At 71.2% G+C, this 16,963-nt stretch carries 17 protein-coding genes; 8 read left to right on the top strand and 9 right to left on the bottom strand.

Annotation, left to right across the window (positions count from 1 at the left end; all coding sequences use genetic code 11):
• From VNG13_12640 to VNG13_12615, 6 genes are all read left to right on the top strand, one after another.
• Positions 1-270: hypothetical protein (locus VNG13_12640; GenBank protein HVA61364.1), on the top strand; the 270-nt coding region annotated here is incomplete at its 5' end.
• A gap of 27 nt (positions 271-297) precedes the next feature.
• Complete coding sequence (locus VNG13_12635; GenBank protein HVA61363.1) at positions 298-489, top strand: hypothetical protein; 192 nt, start codon at positions 298-300, stop codon at positions 487-489.
• A gap of 14 nt (positions 490-503) precedes the next feature.
• Positions 504-962 carry a TadE/TadG family type IV pilus assembly protein gene (locus VNG13_12630; protein HVA61362.1) on the top strand — a complete coding sequence of 153 codons (459 nt, stop codon included), beginning with the start codon at positions 504-506 and terminating at the stop codon, positions 960-962.
• Positions 959-1,387 (top strand): TadE/TadG family type IV pilus assembly protein, encoded by a 429-nt coding sequence (locus tag VNG13_12625; GenBank protein ID HVA61361.1) that lies wholly within the window; start codon positions 959-961, stop codon positions 1,385-1,387. Before VNG13_12630 ends, VNG13_12625 begins: the two co-directional genes overlap by 4 nt.
• Position 1,388: 1 nt before the next feature.
• Positions 1,389-1,826 carry a pilus assembly protein TadG-related protein gene (locus VNG13_12620; protein ID HVA61360.1) on the top strand — a complete coding sequence of 146 codons (438 nt, stop codon included), beginning with the start codon at positions 1,389-1,391 and terminating at the stop codon, positions 1,824-1,826.
• A gap of 4 nt (positions 1,827-1,830) precedes the next feature.
• A complete protein-coding gene (locus VNG13_12615; GenBank protein HVA61359.1) occupies positions 1,831-4,644 on the top strand; it encodes a BTAD domain-containing putative transcriptional regulator in 2,814 nt (937 codons plus the stop codon).
• Here VNG13_12615 and VNG13_12610 read toward each other — a convergent pair.
• From VNG13_12610 to VNG13_12570, 9 genes are all read right to left on the bottom strand, one after another.
• The gene (locus tag VNG13_12610; GenBank protein HVA61358.1) at positions 4,641-5,186 is read right to left on the bottom strand and encodes a lytic transglycosylase domain-containing protein; all 546 of its coding nucleotides are present in this window, start codon (positions 5,184-5,186) and stop codon (positions 4,641-4,643) included. The genes VNG13_12615 and VNG13_12610 overlap by 4 nt on opposite strands.
• A complete protein-coding gene (locus VNG13_12605) occupies positions 5,183-6,019 on the bottom strand; it encodes a replication-relaxation family protein (protein ID HVA61357.1) in 837 nt (278 codons plus the stop codon). The genes VNG13_12610 and VNG13_12605 overlap by 4 nt, the downstream gene beginning before the upstream one ends.
• Entirely contained in the window at positions 6,020-8,587 is a 2,568-nt protein-coding gene (locus VNG13_12600) for a TraM recognition domain-containing protein (protein HVA61356.1), read from the bottom strand.
• Entirely contained in the window at positions 8,584-10,272 is a 1,689-nt protein-coding gene (locus VNG13_12595) for a DUF87 domain-containing protein (protein ID HVA61355.1), read from the bottom strand. The genes VNG13_12600 and VNG13_12595 overlap by 4 nt, the downstream gene beginning before the upstream one ends.
• A gap of 53 nt (positions 10,273-10,325) precedes the next feature.
• Entirely contained in the window at positions 10,326-11,249 is a 924-nt protein-coding gene (locus VNG13_12590; GenBank protein ID HVA61354.1) for a PrgI family protein, read from the bottom strand.
• On the bottom strand, positions 11,246-12,136 hold the full coding sequence (locus tag VNG13_12585) for a hypothetical protein (protein ID HVA61353.1): 891 nt from the start codon (positions 12,134-12,136) through the stop codon (positions 11,246-11,248). Before VNG13_12585 ends, VNG13_12590 begins: the two co-directional genes overlap by 4 nt.
• Positions 12,137-12,435: 299 nt before the next feature.
• Positions 12,436-12,780 (bottom strand): pilin, encoded by a 345-nt coding sequence (locus VNG13_12580; GenBank protein HVA61352.1) that lies wholly within the window; start codon positions 12,778-12,780, stop codon positions 12,436-12,438.
• 3 nt (positions 12,781-12,783) lie between these two features.
• On the bottom strand, positions 12,784-13,746 hold the full coding sequence (locus VNG13_12575) for a hypothetical protein (GenBank protein HVA61351.1): 963 nt from the start codon (positions 13,744-13,746) through the stop codon (positions 12,784-12,786).
• A gap of 254 nt (positions 13,747-14,000) precedes the next feature.
• Entirely contained in the window at positions 14,001-14,510 is a 510-nt protein-coding gene (locus tag VNG13_12570) for a MarR family transcriptional regulator (protein HVA61350.1), read from the bottom strand.
• Positions 14,511-14,684: 174 nt separating this feature from the next.
• Here VNG13_12570 and VNG13_12565 point away from each other — a divergent pair, with 174 nt between their 5' ends.
• Both VNG13_12565 and VNG13_12560 read left to right on the top strand, forming a co-directional pair.
• Positions 14,685-15,578, top strand: coding sequence for a DNA methyltransferase (locus VNG13_12565; protein ID HVA61349.1), 894 nt, complete (start codon positions 14,685-14,687; stop codon positions 15,576-15,578).
• A complete protein-coding gene (locus VNG13_12560) occupies positions 15,575-16,717 on the top strand; it encodes a DNA methyltransferase (protein ID HVA61348.1) in 1,143 nt (380 codons plus the stop codon). Before VNG13_12565 ends, VNG13_12560 begins: the two co-directional genes overlap by 4 nt.
• Positions 16,718-16,963 lie beyond the last annotated feature (246 nt).

The following is a 16,963-nucleotide window of genomic DNA, read 5'->3' as shown; positions in this document are numbered from 1 at the left end:
TGGGTCGCCTTGGCTCAACTCGCCGATGAGCTGGGGGTCAGCGAACTCACCGATCTCGCCGACGTTGTCACCCTGGCCGGTAACGACGGTGCGGCCATCTACGACACCTTGCTGGCCAAGGCCCGATCGATCCGCGCCGCCAGCCTTTCCGCGACCGAGGCGCAAGCCAACGCGCGGTCAGAAACCATGACCCTTCCCGCTGCCCTGCTCGGGATCGGTTTCGTAATCCTCGTCGGCTACCCGGCGCTGGCCCGCATCCTCACCAGTTGATCAAACACCTATCGGAAGGAGCCTCGGATGATCCCGTTGTCCCTCATCATCGCCCTGGCCAGTGTGTTACGCGGTCGGATGCGCGAGCTGCGCGCCGATGACCGCGGCAGCTTCACCCTCGAACAGGCCGTCATCGCCGCCGCGCTGCTGGCACTTGCCATCGGCCTGAGCGTCGTGCTCATCAGCGCGGTCACCAGCCACGAAAACTCCATCAAGTAGACCAGGGCAGCACCATGCGCGCCAGAGGCCGGGCCCGCCGCCGCGAAGGTGAGCGGGGCAGCTTCACCCTGGAACTCGCCGTCCTGTTCCCCGCGTTCCTGCTGCTCGTGCTGGTCATCGTGCAAGCCGCGCTGTACTTCTTCGCCCGCTCCATCGCGCTGTCCGCCGCCCAGCAAGGCGCCGACACGGCCCGGCTTCAAGGGCACAGCCCCGCCGACGGCCTGGACGCGGCAACCACGTTCGCCACTCAGCAAGGCAACGGTGTCCTGACCGGTCTGAGCGTGTCGACGGCGGGTAGCACGCCTACCCAGGTCAGCGTCACCGTCACCGGCAACGCGCTCACGATCGTCCCGGGTCTCGGGTTCACCATCCGGCAGGTCGCCAGTGCCCCCCGCGAGACCTACACCACCGCCACCGGCACCCTCACGTCCGGCACCCTCGCGTCCCCGGCACCGGCAGGGGGAACCCGGTGAGCACCGGCCACGGTGATGAGGTCGGCAGCTTCACTCTCGAACTGGCCGTGCTCGCCCCCGCCCTGCTCCTGCTCCTCGCGTTTGTTGTCGCGGCCGGCCGGGTCGAACTCGCCGGCGGCGCGATCGATGCGGCCGCCCGTGACAGCGCCCGCGCGGCGTCCCTCGCCCGCACTGCCCCGGCTGCGCAAGCCGCCGCGCTCGCCACCGCCCAAGACTCCCTCGCGAGCCAACACTTCGACTGCCGCAGCTTGGCGGTCACCGTCGACACCGGCGGGTTCAGCGCGCCACTGGGCACCCCGGCCGCAGTCCACGTTCACCTCAGTTGCGACGTTCCGCTGACTGACGTCGCCCTACCCGGACTGCCCGGCAGCAAGACTTTGCAGGCCACGTTCAGCTCCCCACTTGACCCCTACCGGAGCCGCTGAGATGACCCGCGCAACCCGGCCGCCGGGCAGGTCCCACCCGGAGGAGTCCGAACGCGGTTCGTTGACCGTTTTCACCGCGGTGCTCGCGTTGGCCCTGCTCGTGATGGCCGGCCTCGTCATCGACGGCACCGGCAAACTCCGCGCCGCCCAACAGGCCGACGGTATCGCCGAGGAAGCAGCCCGCGCCGGAGCCGACACCCTTAACGCCGCCGGGCTGCGCGCCGGTCAACCGGTCGCGGTCGACCCGGCGGCCGCGATCACCGCCGCCCAGGCCTACCTGGCCTCGGCGGGTGTCCGCGGCACGGTCACGGCGCCCGCACCAGCCGAGATCGCGGTCTCGGTCACGATCAGCCAGCCCACCGCGGTCCTGGATCTGATCGGGATCGACTCCTGGACCGTCGTCGGGCACGCCACCGCCAGCCTCGAGTCAGGCAGGTGAGGTGATGCGCCACGCTGCTGCGCACCGCCCCCGCCGAACCGCCCGGGAGATCGCCGCCGGGCTGGCCGCCGCGGCAGCCCTCGTCGCTGCCGTCGTCGGTCTTCCCGTCCTGCTCTACCTCGTCGCCGGCATCCCCATCCCGCATCACCTTCCCTCACCGGGACAGATCACCCACGCCCTTACCAGCCGCGACAACGGGCAACTGTTCCTGGCCGCCCTGCTCCTGCTGGCCTGGGCCAGCTGGGCGGTGTTCACCGCCAGCGTCGCGGTGGAGGCCGCCGCCCAGCTACGCCGCCAGGCTGCGGTCAGGCTCCCCGGCTGCGCAATGTCGCAACAACTAGCCGGTGCCCTAGTAGCTGCTGTCGCGGTGCTCCTCATCACCGCCCCGCCACAACTTGCTCGTCCGGCACCCACCGGCCCGTCGGCGCTACTGGGCAGGCTCGGCAACTCCGCGGTGGCCACCGCGATGATGGCCGCTACGTCTGCGCCACTTGGTGATGGCAACGGTGTCGCAACGGGGATCGGTACACCGTTGCAGAGCGGACCTGCCGACCACCTGCCCAGCTATGACGTCCGCCGCGGCGACACCCTGTGGGGCATCGCCGAACGCCACCTAGGCGACCCCGAACGATGGCAAGAGATCGCCCGACTCAACTACCACCACCGCCAGCCCGACGGGCGCACATTGACCGACAGCCACTGGATCTACCCCGGATGGATCCTGCTCCTACCAGCGGGCGCGACCCACCTGCCCGTGACCCACCCCACGGCGCCGCACCCCACGGCGCAGCACCGGGCGGGGACCGCCCCTGCCATCCGCCCAGATGTATCGCTGGGCGCTGAAGCGCCCGTCACGGTGACCGGCACGCCAGCACCACCATCGCCTCTACCGTCGCCGCCACCCAGGGCGGGGCCCGCGGATCCGGCGAGCGCCGGGCCCGCGACGCCACGGCTCATGGTTACCCTGCCCGACGGCGGGCTGGTCGCCGCCGGTTTCGCGGCTGGCATCAGCGCCGCACTGGCCGCCGCCCGGCTGCACGCACGCCGCCGCCGAACCCCCGCCGACCCGGCGCCCGCAACGGGCCGCGGCGACCCGCTGCTCACCCCCACCATCAGCCAGCTGCACCGCGCCCACACTTATTGGGCGCACCGGGAGCAGCAAGATCGGGACGCCACACCGGCCGACCAGGCGCCGCCGCCGCTGATCGCAGCCGGGCCCCGGTCCCCGTTGCGGGTCGTGCTGGCCGTTGACGCCGAGGGCCGGGAACAAGACATCGATCTGAGCCAATACGGCGGCCTCGGGCTGATCGGTCCGGGGGCACCCGACACGCTGCGCGCGCTGACCGTTGCCGTGCTCGCGGCAACACCAGCGGGGGTGCGGCTGATCGTCACCGAAGCGATCGCGGCCCTGCTACCCGGCATCACCGAATTGTCCAACGTCACAACCCTGCCCGACCCCGGGCAACTGGCCCGCTCGCTGCACCGCACGGTGCTCGCCCGCGCCCGGCTGCTGGAGGCCTACCAGGAACCGACGCTGTCTCAACTGCTCGCCGACCATCCCGACGAGTGCGAGCCCTACCTCCTCGCCCTCAGCGAAGCCACCATCGGCCCCGAGCAGCAGCAGCCCTGGATGGCACTGCTCGACCACGCCGAACAGCGGGGGGTGGCTGCCATCACCCTCGGCGCCATGCCAGCCGGACCGACGATCACCGTCGATGGCGCCGGACGCGCGATCAAGACCGCCGGGGAGGGTGCCGAAGCGTTCGCGGGTGCCCGGCTGATCCGGATCAGCGAGCACAGCGCCGCCGAGACGCTGACCCTCCTCGCCGCCGCCCAAGGCAAGCACTCCGCTGCTGCTATCGACGATGCAGCCGCACCCATCGAGGTGCCCGCCCCGCCGCTGCCCGGTGGTAGCGACGACGACCGTGGCGCGCCGGTCAGCGTTGAGTTGTTCGGGCCGCTTCGGATCCTTATCGGTAGCCGCGAACTCGACAGCGGGTTGCGCAGCAAGGCCCGGGAACTGCTCGCCTACCTGGCGTTGCACCCGGCCGGTGTCACCGACGAGCAGGCCATCGAAGACCTGTGGCCCGAGGTTGACTTCGACCGGGCCCGTGCCCAGTTCCGCACCGCCCTGGGTAACCTTCGTGCCGCGTTGCGCACCGCCACCGGCCGTGGTGACGCCAAAGTCGTCTTCCATCCTGCTGATCGCTACCAGCTCGACCCGACGATGTTCAACGTCGACGTGTGGACATTCCAGCGTGCCCTGGCCCGAGTTAGGGCAGCAGCCACCTCCCCGGAGGCCCGCGCCGCGCTTGTCGACGCCGCCCGCACCTACACCGGCGAGCTGCTCGGTGGCGCCCCCTATGGGTGGGCCGAACCACTCCGCGAGGAGCTCAGGCGTCCCGCCGTGGACACCCTTGTCCGCCTCGCCGAACTGGCCACCACCGAAAGCAACATCGATCAAGCCCTGGCCTGGTATTCCCAGGCGATCACAGCCGACCCCTACCAGGAGGAGCTGTATCGACGGATCATGCGCGCCCAGGCCCGGCTCGAACACCCCGACGCCGTCCGGCGCACCTACCAGCTACTGGAGACCCGACTCGGCGAGCTGGACGTAGACCCCGACCCCGACACCCAGGCGCTACTCGGTGACCTGCTGCGCACCGGACCACCCCCGCCGCCGGTGCGCAAGCCAGCCAGCCCAGCCAACCGCAGCCCGGCCGACGCCGCTCAGCAGGTGGCACATCCCCACCGGATCGCCGCGGAGACCCCGCGGCCGGCTCGGACCGCCGCTCCAACGCCGAAGCCGGCCCGCTAGCCGGCTGCCGCGTAGCGGGCCGCCAGCGCCAACACCTCGGTGACGTAGGTATCGGAGTGGTTGTAGTTGAAGATCGCGGCCGGCAGGTTCGCGTTGTCGCGCGCACCGTTGGCGCACAGGTCACGGGCCGCCGCGTATATCGCGTCGACCGGGTCGTACGGGCTGGGCGGGCTGACGCCGCCGGGTGGTACTGGCATGTCGTATTCGGCGAAGGTGGTGGGCTCGAACTGCATGGGGCCGACGGCTCCCGCGGCGGAGGGACCCTCGTTGGCCCCGTTGCCGGACTCGATGGTGCCGATGGCGGCCAGCACACTCCAGCTCAGCCCGGGGCAGCTGGCGGCGGCCTGCTCATACAGCAGCAGGTAGTCGGCAGGAATGCCAGCGGTGGCGCCTGTGGGCGCCGCGGGGCCGCTGCCGGCACCGGCCCCGCCGAGTACCGCGGACAGGCCGGTGGCGGCGGCACCGGCCAGCACCGCGACGAGCATCACCAGCCCGACCACGACTCCAGCGGCGAGTGCGGCCGGGCCTTGCTGCATGGTCATCGGGGGTCTGCGAGTTCGCCGAGGCGTAGCCGGCGAGGCTGCGGCCCGATGGGCAGCCACACTGGCCCGGCGGGATCGAACGTTCGGGGCTGCTTGGGGTCGGTTGGGGTGGCGGTGGCGATCCGTAGCGGGCTGCCGGTCAGGACCCGGCGGGCTTCGGCTTCCCGGCGGGGGCTGGGGAGCCGGAACAGCACCCAGGTGGGGCGGGTGGCGCCAGCGGTGAGGTCGGTGTAGCCGGCGAGTTTGCCGGCGAGGCGGGCGAGCCGTTCGCTGCCGGTGTCGTATTCGAGCAGGAACGGCACCGTCGTGCCTCCTTCGATCCACACGCCGTAGCCGTCGGGGCGGACCAGTTCCCCCCACTCGGCGGCGCAGCGGCGTTCCGACCACCACGTCGCGAGTTGACAGCCGGTGGTGTGTCGGGAGGTGCGGACCAGCGCGGTGAACACGCCGTTGACACCGACCAGGTGCGCAAGGTGCTGGCTGCCGGCGAGCGCGAGGCCCTTGTCGTGACGCCAGCCCAGCTCGGTGGGCAGCACCCCGCGGTCAGCAGCCACGACTGCGGCACCGGCCGCATCGAGCAGCCAGTGCAGCGGTGCGGAGCCGGCGTACCGGCGGGGTCGGAACCGGTCAACGACCCGAAGCTGGTAAAGCTGAGCGAGCCGCGCCTCAGCGCGGCGCACACTGCCGAACGCGAGATCGCTGACCTGATCGGTGGTGAACACCCGATGCTGAGCCAGCAGTTCCACCAGCAGCCGATCCCGATCGGTGAGCCGACCGGCCAGCGCCAGCAGCGCGGCGTCATCCACCTTCGAACGCGCCAGCGAGCCACTCACCTATTCCCCCTGTAGTCCGAGGTCGGCGGCGACGACCCCGTCGGCGCGCTGACCGGCGTGTTCAACCCGGAACGGGTCGTCGTATGAGAGCGCGACGGCTGATCCGACAGCGGATTCGCCGGCTGATCCGACTTGCGGGGCGAGGCCGGGGTCTTCGGGGCGGCGCCGACCAGCCAGCTGCCTATTCGATGCGTCCGCACGGCGGGTGGCCGCGTCCTGGCCGAACGCGGCCCGCGCCTGGCCGCGTACCTGGACGGCGCGGCCGGCGATCGGCGGGTCGGTGCGACGGGTCCGCAGGGTGAACGCCGGTGTTTCCTGGCCGGCGACGACGAGGCGCGCCGCGGCCTGGTAGCCGCCGAGATGGGACAGGTCATGCTCACCGAGCTCCGGCGTGGTGTGCCGGGCCAGGATCCGCGCGTCTTCGGGGGACAGGGAGAAGAACACCTTGTTCCGGGCGTTCGCTGACACCGCTTCGCGGAGGTCCCGGGGCAGCTGCGCCAGATGCTGATGCGCCAACACCAGGGACAGGCCGTAGCCGCGGGCTTCGGCGAGCATCTCATCGAGGCTGCGCGGCAGGGTGAGGAAATTCTGCGCCTCGTCGATGTACAGCGCGGCGTCGACCCGGGCGGCTTGGCCACGCCGGGCCCGGGCGGTGGCCGCCTGCCAGACCCGGGCGACAACGAAACTGCCGATCAGCCGCGCGGTTTCCTCCCCGAGGATGCCCTTGGGAAGCCGGACCAGGCACACCCCGCCATCCAGCACGCCGGCCATGTCGAAGCTGGAGGCGCTGGTGCCGACGAGTCGGCGGGCGAAGTCGCGGAGCAGGAACGCCCGCAGCTTGTTCATCACCGGCCCGATGACCTGCGCCCGTTGCGCGTCGCTCATCTGCTCATACCAGGTCCAGAACCCACCGAGGCCGACCGGATCACGGCCGAGAATCCCTTCGGTGAACGTGCGGCGGAAGCGCTCGTCGGCGAGTAGCCGGGGGACGTCGGCCAGGGTGGCGCCGGGCCGGCGCAGCAGGGTCAGGCACGCGGCGCGCAGCACATCGTCGGTGCGCGGACCCCAGTAGGCCTCGAAGATGCGGCGGAAGATCCCGACCAGGTTGTCTACCGCCAGGTCGTGATCCGGGTCGTCGAGCAGGTTCATCGACGGGGGTGCGCTGTCCTCATCAGGGTCGATCAGCACCGGGGTGCACGCGGCGGGCAACCGGTCGAGCACGTCTGTGATCAGGTCACCTTTGGGGTCGATGACCACCACACCGCGGCCGGCGGTGACGTCACCGAGGATCAGGTTGGTCAGCAGCGTGGATTTGCCGCAGCCGGTCGCGCCGAGCACATGCAGGTGATACCGAGCGTCCAGCGGTGCCAGGGCGACGGGGCGGCGGCTGCCGGTGTCGGCGTCGCCGAGCAGTTTGCCGCCGGATGGTACGGCCGGCGGTGGGGCGATCGGGCGGGCACCGGCCCGGCTCAACCCCGCCACGGTGACGTCGGTGGGTAGGTGGGCGAGCGCGGCCAGCTCCGGCACCGACAGCAGGTCACCGCGGCCCAACGTGCGGGACGCCAACACCACGGCGGGGTGCGCAAGCCGGTGCCGGCCCAGGGAGTTCCGGGCGGTGAACAGCGCGAACGATGACGCCAGCGAGTGCGCCCGTCCCCGTAGCCGCGGCCGCGCCGACCGGCTGGTGTTGGTGGTGGTGACCGTGTAGCGGACGGCGACTTCGAAGCTTGGATGGGCAGCCTTGTCGAGGATGGATCGCACATCGGCGGTCAGGATCGGATCGGCGCTGCGCCCAGGCCGGCTCACGGGTCCGGGGGTGATCAGGTCGAGCAGCTGGCCTACCCGGGTGGTGCTCTGCCCCGACCGCAACGCGCGGGCAGCCCGGTGCGCACCGGCGAGGCGCCGCCGGGTGACTGGGCGGGCTAGCACCTGCACCGCGGCGGTTTCCCCAGTGCCGAGCTCCCCTGCCGCGGACAGCACCGCCCGCAGCGGATCGGATGGATGCTCGGTGCGCAGACCGAACCAGTCGCGGGCGGCCAGCCGCAGCACCCCGCCGGTCGCCCGACCTTCGAGCGGCACAGGTGGGGTGGGGTCGGTGACCGAAGTGCGCGCACCGGGCCACGCGCCTTCGATGGCGTGTTCGACGTAGCCGGGTGGGACACTGCCGGGAACCCAGATGCCGACGCCGACACCCCGATCGGACCAGGTGAGTTCAAACGCGACATGCGGCTGGCCGCCGCAGAGCCGACGCCAGCCGGGACGCCGCAGTCCGATCAGGTTTCCCCACAGTGCTTCCGCGCCAGCGGGGTCGACTACCGGGGGGCTTTCGATCATCACCAGCCGCGCGCCGCGGCGCAGCCGCCCGGCCACCGCCCGGCGGGCCGTGAACCGCACCAACACGACGGCCAACGCCACGGCTGCGGCGGGCAGGCCAATCGTGACCGCGAAATGCACCCCCCATGTTTCCAACTGGTGGGTGAGCAGGTGCAGGGCGCGGCCGGGGTTGAGCAGGAGCCGGCCGATCAGTCCGGGCGTCGGGTAGGGGGGAGGCGGGGTAGCGGCGGTCATCGGTCCTCACTCGGGTAGGGGTGGTCCTGTTCGGGGCTGGTGGAACACAGACGGCTTTCGGTGGCGCTGGCGACGGCGTGGAACGCCGCCCGGTCGGAGCCGGCGGCCAGCAGCCCGTCGCCGGGTGCGGCGGAGAGTAGGAAGGCGCGTTCACCGTCGGAGAGCCGGAACGCTGCGGCGACAGCGTCGATGGCTTGCGGGGATTGGCGCAGCAGGATCTGGGTGGCCGCATTGGACACAACTGCTTGCCCGAGGTCGGTGCCGAGCAGGTCGGCGGCGTCTTGGGTGATCACCGTCAGCCCGCAGTAATGCTTGCGAGCGGCTTTCGCGAGGCGGTGCAGGAACGCCGCGCCGGCCGGGTCACGCATCAGCAGCCACGCCTCATCGACGGTGACCATCCGGGGCCGGCGCTGCGCCGGGTTGGTGACCTGGCGCCATACCTGGTCGACAGCCAGCAGCGTGCCAGCGGCTTTCAACTCATCCGGCAGCCCGCGCAGCGAGAACACCACCAGGTGCCCCTCGGCGCGATGCGTGCTGGGCCCGTCGAACAGGCCGCGCCAACTGCCGGTGACGAACGGGGCGAGCCGGCGGGCCAGCGGCCGGGCCGCCGGGTCGTCGCTGGCTTCCAATGCCGCGGCCAGACCGGCCAGGGTTGGCGCTGGCCGGGTATGGCTGCGCGGGTCGGCGCTGATCCCCACCTGGGTGTAGGCGGTCAGGATCGCGTCGTCCAGCGCCGCCCGGCTGACTGGGTCAACTCGCCCGCCGAACAGAACGTCGAGCAGGGTGTGGATGAACAGGGCGCGGCGGGTTAATGCGTCGGGGCCGCTGGCCGGGTCGAGATCGAACGGGTTGATCCGCACCCCAGCTGCGCCGAGGCCAATGTGGACCCCGCCGACAGCAGCGGCCAGGGCGGCGTATTCGTCTTCGGGGTCGATCAGGAACACCTGCACGCCGCGGTAGAGCGAACGCAACGTTTCGAGTTTCGCCAGGTAGGACTTGCCGGCGCCGGAACGGGCCAGGATGACCGCGTTGTGGTTGGGCTGGGTGAACCGGTTCCAGCGCAGCAGCCCACCGCCGCGCAGCAACTGCCCGTAGAGCACCCCGTCAGTGGTGGGCAGGTCGTCGGTGGCGAACGGGAACGCCGCGGCCAACGCAGCGGTGTCGAAGGTGCGGCGCATGTCGAGTGAGTCCACGGCCAACGGCAGCGTGGTCGTCCAGCCTTGCAAGGCACGGAACGTGGCTGGGTGCGCGTCGAGCAGCATCGAAGCCAACTGCCCGCGTAGCCGGGTCGTTTCGACGTCGAGTTCGCGTTCGCTGCTCGCGTGCACGGTGAGGTAGAGCCCGACCCGGAACAGTCGCCCTTCACCGCGGGCGATCCGCTCAGCCAAGTCTTCAGCGTCTCGGGCGGCCACCGCCAAAGCGGGATCCGACAGCCGCTGCGCGGCCGCGTCGATGCGCCGGGATGATTCCAACCGGGCGCGTTGCCTGCGCAGCCGGTCCGCGGCGACGGGTTGGGGCACCGGCTGGACGTGCACGGCGACGTCCACCCGGCCGCGGTGGTTGGTCAGCGGCTCGAGCCAACCAGGGCCGACATCGCGGGGGTAGCCGGTGACCGCCAGGGTGCGCACGAAACCCGCACCGATCCGGCAATGCGAAGCGGTGACTTCCACCGAGTCCGGTGCCACCGCGCACCCCGCTGGTGCTGCGGGGGTTCTGCCGCGGTGCGGCAGCAGCCGGTTCATGCCAGCCGTCCGGTGACAATCCCAGTCCCCGCGCCGACCCCGATGGGTGGGGGGTCGGTGTTCGGGTCGGCGCAACGCGCGAGCATCCACGCCGCGGTGGGACCGTCGAGCACGCTCAGGGTCACCCCGGCCGCGGCCAGCAGGACGGCGGCGTCGGCGGCGCACCGGTGCAGCCGCACGGCGGCGTCGGCGGGCACCGGGTCGCGGAACACCACCAGCAGTTCGCGGGCCAGCACCCCTCCGCCGCCGGTCAACTCGGTGAGGAACGCGGCGTGTTCGCGGGCGGCGGCTTCCAACGCTGGGTGCGGCAACCCGGCCGCGGCGTCCAGCAGCGCGGCGATGTCGGCGGTCAGGTCGACGGGGTGGTTGCGGATCAGGAACTGCACCGGGCTGGTTGCGGCGTTGAGGTAGCGGGCGAACGCGGCGAGCAGTCCTTGCTGCTCTGCTGGGGTCCGCAGCGCGAAGGTCACCGACGACGCCCGGCAGACAAGCGCCGCCCCGTCGCCGGCCAACTCGATGGTGCCGTCACCGCTGATGGCGGTGGCCGGTAGCCGCAGCGGCCCGGGCAGCGGTCCGGCGGGTCCCACCCAGCCCGGTGCGGAGCGGATCGCTGCGGTGACGGGAACGAGCTGCCGCGGCCCGAGGTGCAGCCGCAGTGCGGCCAGGGCGAGCCGGTCGGCGCTGAGCCCATCACGGCGGCCCAACGCCAGCACCGCGGCGCTCAGCACCAGGGGGGCGGCCAGGCCGGCGAACACGGGCAGCGGCAGCACCCGTCGGGTCGCCGCGTAAGCAAGGCACAGCAGCAGACCGGTGCCGGCCAGGATCGCCAACGGTCGGGCCGCGAGGCCGGCGAGCAGCGGGTCGGGCCGGTCGATGTCGGCGGGGATCCGTACCCGATCTGATCGGCGTGGGCTGGTCATAGCGCCGCCATCCCGGCGCGGATCGCCTTGTACACCACCGCGGTCTTCACCAACCGGATCGCTGAGGAGGGTCGGTGGCCGGTGCCGGCGAACGCCAGCCGCGACGCCCACGAGGGGATCCGCAGCAGCACCCACAGCAGGCAGCAGGCGATGAGCATGTCCACCAGCCCGCCAGCAGTCGGCAAGCCGAGCAGGCTGACGCCGGTGGGGGTGAAGAACACTCGAAGGGCGGTGACCAGCACCAGCGACTGGCCGACCTGGATGCCTAGGCAGGCGGCGAGGGACCGCCACCACAATCGGGCCAGCCCCTCGGTTTGCGGCAGCGCATGGCAGGCCAGCAGCAGCGGCCCGGCGGTGACCAGCAGCAGCACCACCGCGATCCGCACGACATACACGCACAGCAACGCGACGCCGAGCACCGCGGTGAGCAGTCCGAGGAGGACCAGGAAGATCCCACCGTTGGCCAGCGGCGCCAGCACCAGTTGGCTCATCACGCTGGTCGCGTCGGCCGGGTTCACCCCGCCGGACAGGAACGCGGCGGAGAACGCGTTCGCGAAACCGATCGCGACCCCGGCGATCGCGAGGCTGGTGTTCGCCGCGATCCCGGCCACCACCAGCCGTGGTGCGATCTCTTTGAGGCTGTACCGGGTTTGCAGGGTTTCGTGGGTCATCACGGTGATCCCACCGGCGATGACCAGCAGCACGAACAGGCCGTTCGCGATGCCCGCGGAGATGTCCCACAGATCGCTGACCCGCCCGGAGCCGGTCATCGCCGGGGTGGCGAGCACGGTGCGCCCGAGCAGGCTCAGCACCGGGTCCAGGGCGGAGGTGACGAGGCCTTTGAACCAGCCGTTGATCGCCGAGGTGACGTGGCAGGTGATGTCCACCAGCCCGCAGCCGTGACTGCCTGTCCCCGGGATTGTGCCGGTCGGCGCGGGGCTGGGTGATGGGTTCGGGCCGAGGCCCGGACCGAGTTGCACACCACCCGGCGTCGGACTGGAAGTCTGGCTGGGTGTCGGGTTCGGCTGCGGACTCGCCGTGCTGGTGCTGGCCGTGACCACGGCAGCGGTTGACCCGGCGGCGGATGACACGGCGGGGGTTGCCGTCGCTGCCGCGGCCGGCCAGGCGAACGCGACGCCCGCCGCCGCTGAGAGAGCTAGCCCGGCCAGCGTCCGGAGGGGGGCGGTCATGGGCCGACGAGGGACTGCAGCGCCGCGACCAGCAGCGGGGCGAGCGCGGCCAGCGCGTACCCGATCGCGGCCGATTTCAACGCGTTCTTGGCCCGCTCGATTTGCCCAGGGTCCCCGGCGGCGGTCAGGTAACGCACCCCGCCGATGGTGAGGAAGAACGTGGCGAGGGTGGCCAGCAACCCGACCAGCCACAGCCGTAGCTCGTTGATGACCCCGGCCAGCGTCGGCGGGGCTGCGGCGAGCAGCCCCGCCGAATGGGCAAACGCGGGTGGTGCGGCCGCGAACAGCAGGCCGGCGGTTGCGGCCGCTACGGGCAGAACGAACAGCAGTTTGCGCTTCAACGGTCAGACACCTCCACGAAAGCCACGGGTGCGGAACTTCCGGGCCGGAAGCCGGGCCGGCGAGGGCGTCACCTCCTTGATCGAGTGGGGGTGTGGGTTGTCGGCGCCCGACGGCCTGCCGGCGATCGGCGTTCCGGCCCGGGAAGTCCCGCACCCCTCCAATCCACCTTTAGGGCCGATTTGTGACACGCGACTTTTCTTGGGAAGTTCCCCGGATACCAAAAACCTGGTGAGGCGGCGTTCCGCACGGCTACGCCACATGCGGACCGCGGCGTAGGTGACGCCGAGTCGGGCGGCCAGCTGTTGCAGGTCCATGCCGTCGAGGCGGGTAGCGCCGATCAGGCGGGCCTCAGCCAAGGTGATCACCCCGGCGTCGACCGCGGCCAGCAGCACCAGATCGGGATGCCCGTAGGGGCGCATCGGCGCGGTGCCCTCCACGGGTCCGGCGCGGTGGCGGGCTTCGGTGACCTCGCGGCGGCAGCGGCTGCGTCCGGCGCGGTAGCCAGCCCAACACAACCGGGCCGGCAGATGCCCGGCGGCGACGTCGATCGTGGCGAGCGCGGCCAGGAAGCCGGTGAGCACCTCGGCGTCGACGTCAACCCGGTAGTCATCGACCAGGGCAGCGTGGCTGGGGTAGTCGCGGCTGAGCCGACCGGCGGCCCGGCGCAGCCCGGGGATCGCGACGCCGGTCACCCCGACCGTCCACGCCGGCTCACCCGTGCGGGACAGCCGGACCAGTTCCGCCCAGACTGCTTCCCGGGTCGGGTAGCTGGTGGACGGGTGCAGCAGGATCGTCTTGAGTTCATCCAGGGGTATCAGCCGGCGCGGCAGGCCACGGCCCACCGTTCGCCCGTCCAAGCTCAACGGGTCGGGTCCGCTGACCAGCGCGGTGAACGCCTGATCGAGGACGTCGAGGGGACTGACGTCATAGCCGTCGGGGGGCGGACGTCGGGGTGCGGGGTGCATAGCGGCTCCTTCGAAGAGGGGAGCCGCCAGCACGCCAGCACGGGAGAACAGATGTTGAACACCCGGCCGCGCAGCCGGGAGTGTTCAACATCTGTTCAAGCCCACCAACCGGCCGCACGCCGGACCGACAACCGGGGCACCTTCGCTTCATCTGGCCGCTGACCAGCGTGTTCAAGAAGTGTTCAACCCGCTGACATCGTTTCGGGTGGCCCGCGTGGTGCCGCGAGCCGCCCGAAACGGTCAGCAAATTTGTTCTACGCGGAGATCCGGTAGCGGCGCGGACGGTCGACCGACCGTTCAACCTGACTGGCCGCGACGAGGGTTTCGGCGGCGTTGCTGATCGCACCAGCCGAACGGCCCAACGCGGCGGACAGCGCGCTCGGACTGAACGCGTCGCCGGGGTGGTCGCGTAGGTGGGTCAGCACGAGTTCACGGAGCTGACCGCGGCCGAGCCGTTCGGCACCATCGGGGCCGGCTGCTGGCTTGGTCGGTCGTAACCGCCCCGGTGATGTCGCTGACGTCTTCGCCGGTGACGGCTCCGCGGGCGGTGCCTCCCACATGTCAGGCAGCCGCTTCCCGCCGTCCCGGCCACCCGGCACGCGGTGGGCAAGCCCAGCGGCTTCCAGTCCAGTAAGGGCCTTGGTGACCGTCGATCGGCCCAAGCCGGTCTCCTCGGCGAGACCAGCCGCGGTAGCCGACGGCCGGCCAACAAGGGCCGCGTGGACCCGTTCGGTAGCACTGGGCGGGGTGGTGGTGTTGGGCATCGGTGCGCTCCTTCCGGTGAGGTGGTTGATCAACGAGGAGTCCTACCTCGACCTCGGCCAGCTCAGCAAGGTCATTGCCCGCGGTGGAAAGAAGTCGGCGGCCTGCTGTCACAAACCGGGCCGAAACGTGGATTGGAGGGGTGTCGGCGAAACCGGCGGCTGGTGGGCACGCCCATGGCCACACGCCACCCCGCACCACCCTGTGAGCAGACCGATCCGTCACGCGATCTCGTACCGCTGACGGTCTGGCCCTGCTCGCAGACCAGCGCGCAGTACCAGCGCGCCGGGCGTTACCTGCCGGCCAGTACCGCCCATCCCGGCAAGATGCTGCCCGACCTGGCCCGGCGCATCATCGCCGCCTACTCCCACCCCGGGGAGTACGTGCTGGACCCGATGTGCGGGATCGGCACCACGCTCATCGAAGCCGCCGCCCTGGGACGCCGCGCGGTCGGCGTCGAACTGGAAGACCGCTGGGCGCGGCTCGCCGTCGCCAACTGCGAGCAGGTGCTCACCGTCGAGCAGCAACACCTCGTCGAGGTGCACACCGCGGATGCGCGCCGGCTGTCCGCCGTGCTCCACGACGTCGCCGGCACCGTCGACCTGATCGTGGTCTCACCGCCCTACGGCTGCGCCGCGGGCGTCATCGACAAGCCCGGCTGGATCGCCGGCCACCGCATGTGCCCACCCGACACGCTCAACTACGGCGGGCCAGCCAACCTCGGTCACGCCCGCGGCAACGCCTACGCCCAGGCAATGACGGAGATCTACACCGGCTGCTACCAGCTGCTCAAACCCGGCGGGTTGCTCGTGACCGTCACCAAGAACACCCGCCGCAAGGGCCGGCTGTTCGACCTGGCCGGGCTCACCGTCACCCTGTGCCAGCAGGCCGGTTTCGGCTACCTGCAACACGTCGTCGCGTTGCTCGCCGCCGTCCGAGACGGAGCACTGGCAGCCCGCCCGTCGTTCTGGCAACTCACCCAGACCCGGGCCGCGATCAGCCGCGGCGAACCCGCGCACCTGACCGCGCACGAGGACGTCCTGCTCTTCGCCAAGTCGAGCAGCCGATGAGCGCGCCACGACGCCCAGCCGCGGCGGACCTGCCGCTGTCGGTGTGGCCAACCGCGCAGCGCACCGCGCGGGTACAGCGAGCCGGCCGCTACCTGCCCGAATCCACCGCACACCCCGCCCGGATGCTCCCCGAAACCGCTCGCCGCGCCATCACCACCTACACCCAACCCGGTGACCTCGTCCTCGACCCGATGTGCGGGATCGGCACCACCCTGGTCGAAGCCGTCCACCTCGGCCGGGCGGCGATCGGCGTCGAATACGAACCGCGTTGGGCCGACATTGCCCGCGCCAACCTGATGGGCGCCGACCTGTCCGGCGCCACCGGCGACGCGCACGTCATCACCGGCGACGCCCGCCGGCTCTCCAAACTCATCGACCCCGAAGTAGAAGGCCACGTCGCGCTGGTGCTCACCTCCCCGCCGTATGGTGCGTCGCTACACGGGCAGGTCAAGGCCGTGCCCGGAGCCGGGGTCGCGAAAAGCGACTTCCGCTACAGCCACGACCCGCACAACCTCGCCCACGCCAGCACTACGGCGCTGCTCGACGGGTTCCGCGACATCCTCGCCGGCTGCGTCCCGCTGCTACGCCCCGGTGGCATCGTCGCGGTCACCGCTCGTCCCTGGCGGGAACAAGGACGACTCGTCGACTTGAGCTCAGCGGTTCTCCAACTCGGCGAGGACATCGGCCTGATCCCCTACGACCGGCTCGTCGCCCTCCTCGTCGGGTTGCGCGGCGACCGGCTCGTCCCCCGGGCCAGCTTCTTCGCCCTCAACCAAGTCCGCCAAGCCCGCCGCCGTGGCAACCCGCTCCACGTCATAGCCCACGAGGACATCCTGGTGCTACGCAAGGACTCGATCAGTCTGAGGCCATCGATGGGCTGCCTCCCGGCCTCGATCAGATTCGTGGCTGCAACCGCTGCGCCGAGGCGGGCGGTGACCCGGCGGGTCCCGGAAGCGCAGGACGGCCGGGCGCCTGGGTCGCCAGGTCGAGGATCTACCTCAACCTGCGCCCAAGTCACGGCGTTCCGTCCTCCTGGTGGAGCCCCAGGGCAGCCGTCCACGATGACCGACCGCGGAGCAGCGCCGGTAAGCCCGGGCCAGCGCCCGATCGCCTCGGCCCGGGCGGAAGTATCCCCATGACCGATCAACAGCGCCCAGACGGCGTGGCCGTGGACGCCCTCGCCGGGCTACTGCGCGTGGATAACAACTTGGTCGGCTACCTGCCACGACTAGACACGGCGGCCAGTCGATGAGGGAGCGACGAATCGCCGCCAAGACCTTGACTTCACCAGGCCAATTGAGCGTCCATAGACATCGGCCCGGTGAGCCGGCAGGGCAGGAAGCGAGCACATGGATACCGCGCAGAGCTGCCCGGACACACTCGAG

Source organism: Mycobacteriales bacterium, from assembly GCA_035533475.1.
In the GTDB taxonomy this organism is placed as follows: Bacteria; Actinomycetota; Actinomycetes; order DATLTS01; family DATLTS01; genus DATLTS01.
The sequence above is the reverse complement of the archived record's forward strand: the minus strand, read 5'-3'. Positions and strand labels throughout refer to the sequence as shown.